Annotated in this window: 16 protein-coding genes and 1 pseudogene; all 17 read right to left on the reverse strand. The window is 66.2% G+C overall.

Annotated features, from left to right (window positions below):
• Positions 1–27: 27 nt before the first annotated feature.
• A complete protein-coding gene (locus AC3WQZ_RS30460) occupies positions 28–399 on the reverse strand; it encodes a phosphoribosyl-ATP diphosphatase (RefSeq protein ID WP_010812324.1) in 372 nt (123 codons plus the stop codon).
• The gene (gene hisI, locus AC3WQZ_RS30465) at positions 396–800 is read right to left on the reverse strand and encodes a phosphoribosyl-AMP cyclohydrolase (RefSeq protein WP_010812325.1); all 405 of its coding nucleotides are present in this window, start codon (positions 798–800) and stop codon (positions 396–398) included. Before hisI ends, AC3WQZ_RS30460 begins: the two co-directional genes overlap by 4 nt.
• 2 nt (positions 801–802) lie before the next feature.
• Entirely contained in the window at positions 803–1,573 is a 771-nt protein-coding gene (gene hisF, locus AC3WQZ_RS30470; RefSeq protein WP_010812326.1) for an imidazole glycerol phosphate synthase subunit HisF, read from the reverse strand.
• A 60-nt stretch (positions 1,574–1,633) separates the two neighbouring features.
• Positions 1,634–2,380, reverse strand: coding sequence for a 1-(5-phosphoribosyl)-5-[(5-phosphoribosylamino)methylideneamino]imidazole-4-carboxamide isomerase (gene hisA, locus AC3WQZ_RS30475; RefSeq protein ID WP_010812327.1), 747 nt, complete (start codon positions 2,378–2,380; stop codon positions 1,634–1,636).
• Positions 2,381–2,518: 138 nt separating this feature from the next.
• Positions 2,519–3,172 carry an imidazole glycerol phosphate synthase subunit HisH gene (gene hisH, locus AC3WQZ_RS30480; protein WP_010812328.1) on the reverse strand — a complete coding sequence of 218 codons (654 nt, stop codon included), beginning with the start codon at positions 3,170–3,172 and terminating at the stop codon, positions 2,519–2,521.
• Positions 3,169–3,792, reverse strand: coding sequence for a YchE family NAAT transporter (locus AC3WQZ_RS30485; protein WP_010812329.1), 624 nt, complete (start codon positions 3,790–3,792; stop codon positions 3,169–3,171). The genes hisH and AC3WQZ_RS30485 overlap by 4 nt, the downstream gene beginning before the upstream one ends.
• A gap of 92 nt (positions 3,793–3,884) precedes the next feature.
• Positions 3,885–4,472, reverse strand: coding sequence for an imidazoleglycerol-phosphate dehydratase HisB (hisB, locus tag AC3WQZ_RS30490; protein WP_010812330.1), 588 nt, complete (start codon positions 4,470–4,472; stop codon positions 3,885–3,887).
• Between the two features lie 4 nt (positions 4,473–4,476).
• Positions 4,477–5,577: a histidinol-phosphate transaminase gene (gene hisC / locus AC3WQZ_RS30495; RefSeq protein WP_010812331.1), complete on the reverse strand. Its 1,101-nt coding sequence runs from the start codon at positions 5,575–5,577 to the stop codon at positions 4,477–4,479.
• A 47-nt stretch (positions 5,578–5,624) separates the two neighbouring features.
• Positions 5,625–6,965 (reverse strand): histidinol dehydrogenase, encoded by a 1,341-nt coding sequence (gene hisD, locus AC3WQZ_RS30500; protein WP_010812332.1) that lies wholly within the window; start codon positions 6,963–6,965, stop codon positions 5,625–5,627.
• 39 nt (positions 6,966–7,004) lie between these two features.
• Positions 7,005–7,679, reverse strand: coding sequence for an ATP phosphoribosyltransferase (hisG, locus tag AC3WQZ_RS30505; protein WP_010812333.1), 675 nt, complete (start codon positions 7,677–7,679; stop codon positions 7,005–7,007).
• 9 nt (positions 7,680–7,688) lie between these two features.
• Complete coding sequence (gene murA / locus AC3WQZ_RS30510; RefSeq protein ID WP_492301825.1) at positions 7,689–8,939, reverse strand: UDP-N-acetylglucosamine 1-carboxyvinyltransferase; 1,251 nt, start codon at positions 8,937–8,939, stop codon at positions 7,689–7,691.
• 81 nt (positions 8,940–9,020) lie between these two features.
• Positions 9,021–9,269, reverse strand: coding sequence for a BolA family protein (locus AC3WQZ_RS30515; protein WP_010812335.1), 249 nt, complete (start codon positions 9,267–9,269; stop codon positions 9,021–9,023).
• 40 nt (positions 9,270–9,309) lie between these two features.
• Entirely contained in the window at positions 9,310–10,131 is an 822-nt protein-coding gene (locus tag AC3WQZ_RS30520) for an ABC transporter permease (RefSeq protein ID WP_492301826.1), read from the reverse strand.
• Positions 10,128–11,078, reverse strand: coding sequence for an ABC transporter ATP-binding protein (locus AC3WQZ_RS30525; RefSeq protein ID WP_010812337.1), 951 nt, complete (start codon positions 11,076–11,078; stop codon positions 10,128–10,130). The genes AC3WQZ_RS30520 and AC3WQZ_RS30525 overlap by 4 nt, the downstream gene beginning before the upstream one ends.
• A 251-nt stretch (positions 11,079–11,329) precedes the next feature.
• Positions 11,330–11,662, reverse strand: coding sequence for an STAS domain-containing protein (locus AC3WQZ_RS30530; protein WP_492293462.1), 333 nt, complete (start codon positions 11,660–11,662; stop codon positions 11,330–11,332).
• A 114-nt stretch (positions 11,663–11,776) separates the two neighbouring features.
• On the reverse strand, positions 11,777–12,406 hold the full coding sequence (locus AC3WQZ_RS30535; RefSeq protein WP_011616145.1) for an MlaC/ttg2D family ABC transporter substrate-binding protein: 630 nt from the start codon (positions 12,404–12,406) through the stop codon (positions 11,777–11,779).
• Positions 12,407–12,618: 212 nt separating this feature from the next.
• Positions 12,619–12,830 (reverse strand): annotated as a pseudogene (locus tag AC3WQZ_RS30540) (MlaA family lipoprotein); the annotation flags it as partial.

The raw sequence follows: 12,830 nt of genomic DNA on the forward strand, positions 1-12,830 counted from the left end.
CGGAAGACCGGCCGGCGCCTGCGCCAGCTAGTCCTTGCGCCGGGCCTTTTCCTCGAGGCCGGACAGCCCCTCGCGCCGCGCGAGCTCGTTGACCACATCCGCCGGCGTCAGGCCGAAGTTGGCCAGCAATACCATGCTGTGGAACCACAGGTCGGCCACTTCATAAACCACCTTGCCGGCCTCGGCGCCAGTCTGCCCGGCGGCGCGCGCGTCCTTGGCGGCCATCACGGTCTCGGTGGCTTCCTCGCCGATCTTCTTCAGGATGGCGTCGTCGCCCTTGCTGAACAGGCGCGCCACATAGGATTTGTCAGGGTCGCCGCCGTTGGCGGGCTTGCGCGATTCCAGCACTTCGGCCAGGCGCGCCAGGACATCATTGCTGCTGAGTTGGTTGTCGCTCATGGCTTGGTGTAGATCTGGGCAGGGTCCTTCAGCACCGGCTCGACTGTCTGCCAGTCGCCGGCTTCCACATCGCCCTCGAACTTCTGGAAGAAGCAGGAATGGCGCCCGGTATGGCAGGCGATATTGTCGATCTGGGTCACCTTGAGCAGCACCACGTCTTCATCGCAGTCCAGGCGGATCTCGTGCACCTTCTGCACATGGCCGGACTCTTCGCCCTTGTGCCACAGGCGCTTGCGCGAGCGCGACCAGAACACGGCCTCGCCCAGCTCCACGGTGCGCTGCAGCGCGTCGCGGTTCATGAACGCGAACATCAGCACGTCGTTCGAGCCGACTTCCTGCACGATCACCGGCACCAGGCCGTTATCGTCCCATTTGACCTTGTTGAGCCACTTCTTTGCCATGATCAGATCCGCACGGGAATGCCCTCGCGGGCCATGAATGCCTTGGCTTCGCCCACGGTGTGTTGCCCGTAGTGGAAGATGCTGGCGGCCAGCACCGCGTCGGCGCGGCCCCGGGTGATGCCATCGGCCAGGTCCTGCAGGCCGCCGACGCCACCCGAGGCGATTACCGGCACCGGCACCGCGTCGCTGACGGCGCGGGTCAGTTCCAGGTCGAAACCGCTCTTGGTGCCGTCGCGGTCCATGCTGGTCAGCAGGATCTCGCCGGCGCCGCGCGCGGCCATCTCGCGCGCCCATTCGACCGCATCCAGCCCGGTGGCCTTGCGCCCGCCGTGGGTGAAGACTTCCCAGCGCGGCGCTTCGCCCGGGGCGGAACTGCGCTTGGCGTCGATCGCCACCACGATGCATTGCGAGCCGTACTTGGCAGTCGCATCCGACACCAGCTGCGGATTGGCGATGGCCGACGAATTGACGCTGATCTTGTCCGCGCCGGCATTGAGCAGGCGCCGCACGTCTTCGACCGTGCGCACGCCGCCGCCCACCGTCAGCGGAATAAAGACCTGCGAAGCCACATCCTCGATGATGTGCAGCATCAGGTCACGCCCGTCGCTGGTCGCGGTGATGTCCAGGAATGTGATTTCATCGGCGCCCTGCTCATCGTAGCGGCGCGCGATTTCCACGGGATCGCCCGCGTCGCGCAGCTCGACAAAGTTGACGCCCTTGACCACCCGCCCGTTGGTCACGTCCAGGCAGGGGATGATACGTTTGGCTAGCATGAGATTCCTTGTCCGCCGCCAGCTCCAGTCTGGCGGCGGCTGCGCCCGCGGCGCGTTGCCTTATTGCCCGTCGCGCAGCTTGTCCGCCAGTGCCTGCGCGGCGGCAAAGTTGAGATCCCCGGAGTAGATCGCGCGGCCGCAAATGACGCCTTCGACACCTTCGCCCTCGACCGCGCAGAGATTGTCGATGTCGGCCAGGTTGGACAGCCCGCCGCTGGCGATCACCGGGATCGACATCGATTGCGCCAGCTTGACGGTGGCATCGATATTGATCCCCTGCAGCATGCCGTCGCGGCCGATATCGGTGTAGATGATGGCCTCGACGCCGTAGTCTTCATACTTGCGTGCCAGGTCCGCCACCTCGTGGCCGGTCAGCTTGCTCCAGCCGTCGGTCGCTACCTTGCCGTCCCTGGCATCCAGGCCGACGATGATATGGCCGCCGAAGGCCGAGCAGGCATCCTTCAGGAAACCGGGGTTTTTCACCGCGGCGGTGCCGATGATGACGTACGACAGCCCGTCATCCAGCCAGCGTTCGATGGTGTTCAGGTCGCGGATGCCGCCCCCCAGCTGCACCGGGATCTCGTCGCCGACCTCGGCGATGATGGCCTTGATGGCCTCCTCGTTGCGGGGCTTGCCCACGAACGCGCCATTCAGGTCCACCAGGTGCAGGCGGCGGGCGCCCTGCTCCACCCAGTGGCGTGCCATGGCGGCGGGATCTTCGGAAAAGACGGTGGCCTGGTCCATGTCGCCTTGTTTGAGGCGTACACACTGACCGTCCTTCAGGTCGATGGCCGGAATGAGCAACATATGCGTGACGAGCGTGGTTGAGTGATAGAGATTGAGCGAGACCGGCGCTGCCGGTCAGGTCGGGTCGATAGTCGATCGGAAACAGGTCGGGTGACGGGTCGAGTTAGCGGTCGATGATCGGTAAAAAAACGAATCGGGTCAGGGCTTCCAGTGGACGAAGTTCCGGTACAGCTGCAGGCCCAGGGCCGCGCTCTTCTCGGGGTGGAACTGCGTCGCGAAAATATTATCGCGCGCTACCGCGCTGGTAAATACGACTCCGTATTCCGTTTCACCGGCAACATGGGCCGGGTCCTGCGCCTGCACATAGTAACTGTGGACGAAATAGAACCAGCTGTCGTCCGGGATACCGTCCCACAGCGGGTGAGGCCTGGCCTGGCGCACCCGGTTCCAACCCATCTGCGGCACCTTGTAGCGCGAGCCGTCGGGCTGCGTCATGCCGTCCAGCGCAAAGCGCACCACCTGGCCGGGCATCAGGCCCAGCGCCGGCGTACGGTCCGCGCCGGCCCGGCTTTCGGTGCTGAACTCGAACAGCATCTGCTCGCCCACGCACACACCCAGCATCGGCTTGCTGGCGGCGGCCTGCACCACCGCCTCCTGCAGCCCGGACGCGCCCAGCGCCGACATGCAGTCGGGCATCGCGCCCTGGCCGGGCAGCACCACGCGGTCCGCCGAGCGGATGCCTTCGGGGGCATCCACCACGCGCACGTCCGCTTCCGGCGCCGCGGCACGCAGCGCCTGCGCCACCGAGCGCAGGTTGCCCATGCCGTAATCCACAATTGCTATGGTAGTCATGATTTCAAAACAGGCAACAATGTCTTCAGCCCGTCCACAATGAATTCCACGGCCAGCGCCGACAGGATCAGCCCCATCAGGCGCGTGCCGATATTGATGCCGGTGCGGCCGATGACCCGGGCGATCGGGTCGGCCGCGCGGAACACCAGGTACACCACCGCACCGATCACCACGCCCAGGCCGACCAGGATCAGCAACTGGTACCAGTGCTGGGTCTTGCCGGCATAGACGATCACCGTGCTGATCGAGCCCGGCCCGGTCAGCAGCGGCAGCGCCAGCGGCACCACCGCGATGCTGGACTTTACCTCGGCCTCGTCCTCTTCTTCCGGCGTGGCCTTGGTGCGGCTGGTCTGCGCGTTCAGCATGTTCATGGCCATCATGATCATGATGAGCCCGCCACCCACCTGCAGCGACGCCACCGAGATATTGAAGAACTCGATGATCTGCTGCCCCAGCAAGGCCGACACCGCCACCACGATCGCCACCGAAACCGATGCGATCTTGATGGTACGCAGCTTTTCCGCTTCCGTCTGCAGGCTGGTCAGGCTGATGAAGAACGGGATCGCCCCGATCGGGTTGATCAGCGCCAGCAGCGAAATAAACGACTTGAGCGTATCCATCGGTTGCGGGTCGCCAGCATCGCTGGCCAGGTTCAGGCTTGGAAGGTCAGCGGGCGCCGCAACCAGCCGGCACGCCTACCGTGGTGGAAAGGTCAGAGCGTACCCTTGGTCGACGGGATCGTGTTCGCCGCGCGCGGGTCCAGCTCCACCGCCATGCGCAATGCCCGGCCAAAGGCCTTGAACACGGTTTCGCACTGATGGTGGGCATTGATGCCGCGCAGGTTGTCGATATGCAGGGTCACGCCCGCATGGTTGACGAAGCCGCGGAAGAACTCGATGGTCAGGTCCACGTCGAAGCTGCCCACGCGCGCACGCGTGAACGGCACGTGGAATTCCAGGCCGGGACGGCCGGAGAAATCGATCACCACGCGCGACAGGCATTCGTCCAGCGGCACATAGCTGTGGCCGTAGCGGGTGATGCCTTTCTTGTCGCCGATGGCCCTGGCAACCGCCTGGCCGAGCGTGATGCCCACGTCTTCCACCGTGTGGTGGTCGTCGATATGCGTGTCGCCGGTGGCTTCGACCTCCAGGTCGAACATGCCGTGCCGGGCGATCTGGTCCAGCATGTGGTCAAGGAACGGCACGCCGGACGCCAGTTTCTGGCGGCCGCTGCCGTCGAGATTCAGGGAAACGCGAATTTGCGTTTCCGAAGTATTGCGGGTGACCTCTGCAACACGCATGGTGTTAATCCTGCAGCGACGCTGCGAATGCCTCAAGGAACTGCGCGTTTTCTTCGGGGGTGCTGACCGTGACGCGCAGACAATTGGCCAGCAACGGGTGCATTTTACTCACGTTCTTGATCAATACCTTGCGGGCCAGCAGCCGGTCGAACGTCTGTGCGGCATCCGGCACGCGCGCGAGCAGGAAATTGGCGGCGCTGGGGAATACCGTCACGCCCGCATTCGCGGCCATGCCTTCGGCCACACGGGCGCGTTCGTCGCGCAGTTGGGCGGCCTGTTCGTCCAGCACCGACACGTGCTCCAGCGCGAACAGCGCGGCGGCTTCGGTCAGCACGTTGACGTTGTACGGCGGGCGCACCTTGTCCAGCTGCGACAGCCATTCGGGTGCGCCGGCCAGGTAGCCCAGGCGGATGCCGGCCAGGCCCAGCTTGGATACGGTGCGCATCACCAAAAGGTTGCCGAATTCCGTCAGGCGCGGCATCCAGCTGTGCTGCGCGAACGGCTGGTAGGCCTCGTCCACCACCACCAGGCTGTTGCAGACCTCGCCCTGGGCGGCGCGGACGATGGCCTCCATGTCGGCGGCATCGAACAGGTTGCCGGTGGGGTTGTTCGGGTACGCCAGGTAGATGATGGCGGGCTGGTGCTCGGCCATCGCCGCCAGCATGGCGGCGCGGTCGAGCGTGAAGTCCGCGCGCAGCGGCACGCCGACGAATTGCAGGCCGGCGAACTGCGCCGACATTGCGTACATGACGAAGCCCGGCACCGGCGCCATTACCTTGGCGCCGGGCCTGGCCGCGGCCAGCGCCAGCATGCTGATGATCTCGTCCGAGCCATTGCCGAGCAGCACGTCCATGCCGGCCGGCACCTGCATCACGGTCTTCAGCTTGGCGCGCAGCGCTTCGCTGCTGGGCACCGGGTAGCGGTTCAGCGCAACCTCGCCCAGGCGCTCGGCCAGTTCGCGGCGCAGAGCGGGAGGCAGCCGGTACGGGTTCTCCATTGCGTCGAGCTTGACCAGACCGTGCGAATCCGGCACGTGGTAGGCGCCCATGGCGCGTACGTCGTCACGGATGATGCGTTCGATCAGGGAGGGCTCTACGGCTGGCATGGGAACTCCTAAGTTGGCTGCCTTATCAGGCAGCGTGGGTCAGTAGATCAACTGCGTTTGGTGAAACGATATTCCGCGCTGCGGGCGTGGGCCTGCAGGCCTTCGCCATAGGCCAGCTCGGCGGCGATCTGGCCGAGCATCTGCGCCCCGCCCTCGCTCACTTCGATCAGGCTCGAACGCTTCTGGAAGTCATAGACGCCCAGCGGCGAAGAGAAGCGCGCGGTGCGCGAGGTCGGCAGCACGTGGTTCGGGCCCGCGCAGTAATCGCCGAGCGACTCGCTGGTATAGGGGCCCAGGAAGATGGCGCCGGCGTGGCGGATCTTTTCGCTCCACTGGCGCGGGTTCTCGGCCGAGATCTCCAGGTGCTCGGGCGCGATCGCGTTGGCGATCTCGCAGGCCTCTTCCATGTCGCGCACCTTGATCAGCGCGCCACGGCCGGAGATCGAGGCGGCAATCACCTCGCGCCGCGGCATGGTGCCAAGCTGGCGCTGGATGCTGGCTTCGACGCGGGCGATATAGCCGGCGTCCGGGCACAGCAGGATCGACTGCGCCAGTTCGTCGTGCTCGGCCTGCGAGAACAGGTCCATCGCCACCCAGTCGGGGTCGGTGGTGCCGTCGCAGATCACCAGGATCTCGGACGGGCCGGCAATCATGTCGATGCCGACGGTGCCGAACACGCGCCGCTTGGCCGCGGCCACATAGGCATTGCCCGGGCCGACGATCTTGTCGACCTGCGGCAGCGTCGCCGTGCCGTAGGCCAGCGCGCCAATCGCCTGGGCGCCGCCGATGGTGAACACGCGGTCGACGCCGGCGATCTGCGCGGCGGCCAGCACCAGCTCATTGCGCACGCCGCCCGGCGTGGGCACGACCATGATGATTTCCTTCACGCCCGCCACGCGCGCCGGGATCGCGTTCATCAGCACCGACGACGGATACGCGGCCTTGCCGCCCGGCACGTAGATGCCGACGCGGTCCAGCGGCGTCACCTTCTGGCCCAGCATGGTGCCGTCGGCCTCGGTGTATTCCCAGCTGTGGCTGCCGCATTCGATCTTCTGCTTCTCGTGGTAGGCGCGCACGCGCGCGGCGGCGGCCTCCAGCGCGGCGCGGCGCTTGGGTTCGAGGTCTTCGAGCGCGGCTTCGAGCTGCTGCTGCGATACCTCCAGCGCGCCCATCGACGACGCTTCCACGCGGTCGAAGCGCCTGGTGTATTCCAGCACCGCGGCATCCCCGCGCGCCTTCACATCAGCCAGGATCTGCGCGGCGGCGCGATCGATGGCCTCGTCCTCGCCAGCCTCGAAGGCCAGCACCTGGCGCAGCGCCTCGGCAAAGCCAGGCTTGCTGGAATCGAGCCGGCGGATCGGCAGGTTTTCCATTTCGGTTGCGTTCATGACTACTTTCCTCTCAGTCGGCGCGGGCCTGGTGTGGCCTTACGCCAGCGCCGCCGAAGCCCGTTCGAATGCGTCGAGAATCGGCGCAAGCCGCTCGCGCTTGAGTTTGAGCGCGGCCTGGTTCACCACCAGCCGCGACGAGATCTGCACGATCTCTTCGACTTCAACCAGGTTGTTGGCGCGCAGCGTGCTGCCAGTGCTGACCAGGTCGACGATGGCGTCGGACAGGCCCACCAGCGGGCCCAGCTCCATCGAACCGTACAGCTTGATCAGGTCGACGTGAACGCCCTTTTTCGCAAAATGCTCGCGCGCGGTCTGCACATACTTGGTGGCCACGGCCAGGCGCGCGCCCTGGCGCACCGCGTTGGCGTAGTCAAACCCGGCCGGCACCGCCACCGACATGCGGCAGCGCGCGATGTTCAGGTCGATCGGCGCATACAGGCCGGCCATGCCGCTTTCCATCAGCACGTCCTTGCCGGCCACGCCGAAATCGGCGGCGCCATACTGGACGTAGGTCGGCACGTCCGAGGCGCGCACGATCACCACGCGCACGGCCGGATCGGAGGTCGGCAGGATCAGCTTGCGCGAGGTCTCGGGGTCCTCGGTGACGCGGATGCCGGCGGCTTCCAGGAGCGGCAGCGTCTCGGTGAAGATGCGGCCCTTGGACAGCGCCAGCGTCAGCTGGTTGGGCGATGCGTTGAAAGTGGGGCTCATCGGACTTCCTCAGGCAATGCGGCGGATCTGCGCGCCCACTGCCGACAGCTTGTCTTCCATGCGGTCGTAGCCGCGGTCCAGGTGGTAGATGCGGTCGATCACGGTCTCGCCATCGGCCACCAGGCCGGCGATCACCAGGCTGGCCGAGGCGCGCAGGTCGGTCGCCATCACGTTGGCGCCCGACAGGCGCGGCACGCCGTTGACCACCGCGGTATTGCCTTCGACCGCGATGTCCGCGCCCAGGCGGTTCAGTTCCTGCACGTGCATGAAGCGGTTTTCGAAGATGGTCTCGGTCACGCGCGCGGTGCCTTCGGCCACGGCATTGAGCGCCATGAACTGCGCCTGCATATCGGTCGGGAAGGCCGGGTATTCCGAGGTGCGGAAACTCACGGCCTTGGCGCGTTGCGGCATGGCCAGACGGATCCAGTCGGCGCCGGTCTCGAGTTTTGCGCCGGCTTCGCGCAGCTTGTCGAGCACGGTGTCGAGGATGTCCAGCTGCACGCCGCGCAGCACCAGGTCGCCCAGCGTCGCGGCGGCGGCGCACAGGAAGGTACCGGCCTCGATGCGGTCGGCGATCACGCTGTGGCTGGCGCCATGCAGGCGCTCCACGCCCTGCACTACCAGGCGGTCGGTGCCGATGCCTTCGATCTTCGCGCCCATCTTGACCAGCAGTTGGGCCAGGTCGGTCACCTCGGGCTCGCGCGCGGCGTTTTCCAGCACGGTCTCGCCTTCGGCCAGCGTGGCGGCCATCAGCAGGTTCTCGGTGCCGGTCACGGTGATCATGTCGGTGACCACGCGCGCGCCCTTCAGGCGCTTGGCCCGCGCATGGATAAAGCCGTGTTCGATGGTGATCTCGGCGCCCATCGCCTGCAGGCCCTTGATGTGCTGGTCGACCGGGCGCGCGCCGATGCCGCAGCCGCCGGGCAGCGACACGCGGGCCTCGCCGAAGCGCGCCACCAGCGGGCCCAGCACCAGGATCGAGGCGCGCATGGTCTTGACCAGCTCGTACGGGGCCTCGAGCACGTTGACGTCGGCGCCGTTCAGGGTCACGCGGGCGCCATCCAGCTCGGCCTGCATGCCCATCTGGCGCAGCAGCTTGAGGGTGGTGCGCACGTCCTGCAGGTTAGGCACGTTGTCCAGCGAAACGGTATCCGCCGTCAGCAGGCCCGCGCACAGGATCGGCAGGGCTGCGTTCTTCGCGCCCGACACGCGGATTTCGCCCTTCAGCGGGCCATTGCCGTGGATCTGGAATTTGTCCATGTTCTGTCGTCTGGAGCCGGGCACGCGCCCGGCGTCATGGTTCTGGGGCCGCGCGGGTGGCGCGGCGCATGTTGGCGGGGCTTACTTGCCTTCGCCCGCCTGCCACTCGGCAGGCGTCAGCGTCTTCATCGACAGCGCGTGGATCTCGGCACGCATGCGGTCGCCCAGCGCGGCATAGACGCGCTGGTGGCGCTGGATCAGCCGCTTGCCTTCAAATTCGGCGCTGACGATGGTGGCAAAGAAGTGCTGGCCATCGCCCTCGACTTGCAGATGTTCGCAGGGCAGTCCTTGGGCAATGTAATCCCTGACTTGTTCCGGTGTAGGCAGCATGGGGTTCTCTTCAGCGTGATTCAGTATGGCCGGCCACAGTTCAGTGGCGCAGCTTGTATCCGGACTTCAGCAAGCGCAGCGCCAGCGCGGCCAGCACCATGAACGCCGATCCGACCACCGCCAGGCTGAACAGCGGCGACACGTCCGAGACGCCGAAGAAGCCATAGCGGAAGCCGTCGATCATGTAGAAGAACGGATTGGCATGGGACACCGCCTGCCAGAAGGCGGGCAGCGAATGGATCGAATAGAACACGCCGGACAGGAAAGTTGCCGGCATGATCAGGAAGTTCTGGAACGCGGCCAGCTGGTCGAATTTCTCGGCCCAGATGCCGGCGATCAGGCCCAGCGTGCCTAGGATGCCCGCACCAAGCAGCGCAAAGACGAGGATCCAGCCCACATTGGCAAAATGCAGGTTGGCAAACCACGCCGTCACCAGCAGCACGCCCAGGCCCACGGTCAGCCCGCGGATCACCGAGGCCACCACATAGGCGCCGAACATTTCCCAGTGCGACAAGGGCGGCAGCAGCACGAACACCAGGTTGCCGGTGATCTTGGACTGGATCAGCGATGACGAGCTGTTGGCAAACGCGTTCTGCAGCACGCTCATCATCACCAGGCCGGGCACCAGGAAGGCGGTGTAGCTGATCTGGTCATAGACCTTGACCCGGTCTTCCAGCACATGGCCGAAGATCAGCAGGTACAGCACCGCGGTCAGCACCGGAGCGGCGACGGTCTGGAAGCTCACCTTCCAGAAACGCAGCACTTCCTTGTACAGCAGGGTGCGGAAACCCACCAGGCCGCCCACGGCCATCGGCCCGAGGCCGGTGTCGTCCAGGACCTCGATATCGCCAGGCTGCTTCATGCCACGGCCTCCATCGCCGGATCGGGCAGCGCACCGGGCATATGCCCCTCGCGGCGCATGATCTGCACAAATACGTCCTCGAGGTCGGCCTTGTTGATTTCCATGTTTTCGATGTCACAGCCCGCTTCGCGGCAGGCGGCCAGGATCGGTTCAACCGCCTGGTAGCCCGACAACCGCAGGCGTACCGCGCGCTCGCCGGGGTTGGCCGGCATGCGCAACGGCTCCAGCGCCGGCGGCAGGACGCCGCGCGCAAAGGTCAGCACCAGCTGCAGGCCGGCAAACTGCGTCAGCAGGTTGCTGGTGCGGTCCAGCGTCACCACCTCGCCGAACTTGAGCATGGCGATGCGGTCGCACAGGGCCTCGGCCTCTTCCAGGTAGTGGGTGGTCAGGATGATGGTGTGCCCTTCCCGGTTCAGGCGCGAGATGAATTTCCACAGCGTCTGGCGCAGTTCCACATCCACACCGGCGGTGGGCTCGTCCAGCACGATCACCGGCGGGCGGTGCACCAGCGCCTGCGCCACCAGCACGCGCCGCTTCATGCCGCCCGAGAGCTGGCGCATATTGGCGTCGGCTTTCCCGGTCAGGTCCAGGTTGGCCATGATCTCGTCGATCCAGTCGTCGTTGCGGGTCAGGCCAAAGTAGCCCGACTGCAGCCGCAGCGTCTCGCGCACCGTGAAGAACGGATCGAACACCAGTTCCTGCGGCACCACGCCCAGCATACGCCGGGCCATCCGGTAGTCGGCAACGACATCGTGGCCAAGCACACTGACGCGGCCGGAATCGGCGCGGTTCAGGCCGGCGAGGATCGAGATCAGCGTGGTCTTGCCGGCGCCGTTGGGCCCGAGCAGGCCGAAGAATTCGCCGCGTTCGACGGTGAAGCTGACGCCCTTGAGCGCCTGCAGGTTGCGGTAGCGCTTGCGAACGTCGTGGATTTCAATGGCTTTCATGGCCGATTGTTTGTGGCGGGTTCGGCATTTTCAGGGCCAGCCGCCGGGAATTGGGGAGCAACTGCGTGCCCGGACTTCCTGGCCCGGCATGGCATGAACCGGTAGCAGGCGGGGGGATGGGCGAACAACCCGGAATTATAGGGGATGCGGGGATGGTCCCGCTTGATCCGCCCCCAGGGGCTCGGCGACCGCGCAGGGCCGTCGCCGCGGCATCGCGGGCGGCCGCCGTGCTGGCGACCGGCGATGCCGGATCAATGTCGGTGGTGGTGCCCCTGCGCTGCGGCTGCTGGGGCCAGGCCCAGCAGACCGTCCACGCCGTACAGGCTGGCCAGTTGCGACAGCTGCGGCGGCACGCCGCGCAGCGACAGCGCCTGGTTGCGCGCGGCGGCGGCGCGGTTCCATGCCAGCAGCACGGCGACCGCGGAGGAATCCACCTGCGCCAGGCCGGTGCAGTCGACCTGCACCTCGCCCTGCGCCAGGCGCGCCAGCCCGTCACGCAGCACGGCGGCGGCGTTCTGGTTGGTCAGCGAGGTACCTAGCGAGAGCATGGATGCGTGGCCTGGGGATCGGTAGCTTGAATACAGTGGCAAAAACGACGACTCCCGCACGTCAGGCGGGAGTCTGTGCCGCGAGCGGCCATTGTAGAGCAGATCGGTGCGCCGTGCTGCGTTGCAGCGGCGCACCGTTGGGCAGGCGCCTCAGCTCTTGGCGCTGGCCAGCTGGCGGTTGCGGTCCTGCAGCGTCTTGATCACGCCCTCGACGCCCTGCTGGCCGACGATGGTGTTGAAGCTGCCCTTGTAGGCTTCGGTCAGCCAGGCGCCCAGCACGTTGATGTCATAGACCTTCCAGCCCTGGGCGGTCTTTTCCAGACGGTAGTCCATCTGGATCGGCTCGCCCTTGTTGACGACCTGGGTGCGGATGGTGGCATCGGTATCCTCAGCCGTGCCGCGGTACGGGCGGTACTGCACGGTCTGGTCGCGGATCTGGGCAATGGCGCCGGCATAGGTGCGGATCAGCAGGGTCTTGAACTCCTCGGTGATCTGCTTCTGCTGCTCGGGCGTGGCCTTGGACCAGTTGCGCCCCATGGCGATCTGCGTGGTCTTCTGGAAGTTGGCGTTGGGGATGATCTTCTGCTCGACCAGCGCGGTGATCTTGCCGATATTGCCGGCCTGCATGTCCTTGTCGGCCTTGACGGTGGTCATCACGTCGCTGACCACGGCCTTGACCAGCCCGTCCGGGGTGGCCGCGTCCTGGGCCGCCACCTGGGCATGCGCCGCGCCTGCGAAGGCAACTACCGTAAGGAAGGGGACCAACAGTCGCTTTATCATGGATTTTCCTTCTTTATCAAAGACGTTCTTCGCCGAGGGCGAACTGGCCAGGCGCCATGGCTGGCGCGCGGCCTTGCGGAGATTGGAACATAAGCGCGGGGCGGTGGTTGCACCCACAAGCGCCTTTTCCGCTACTTACAAACAAATTGTTTCAGCCCTCACAGGGCATTCACAGCCTGGCGTGGGCCTGGAGCCGCCCGCGCCTCGCAGGGTCAGCGGATACGGACCCCCGGCACGATCCGCTGCATCGGGTCCATGGGTGGTATCGGCAGGCTCTGGCTCTCAGGCTGCAGGTCGCCCGAGGGCGTCTGCGCAGGCTGGGCCTGGGGGGCGGCCGGGGCCGAGGCGTCGGCCGGCGGCGCGGGAGGAGCCGGTGCTGCGGGCTGCGCCGGCGTAGCGGGCGTAGCGGGCGTAGCGGGCGTGG

The organism is Cupriavidus sp. FW305-26 (assembly GCF_058787975.1).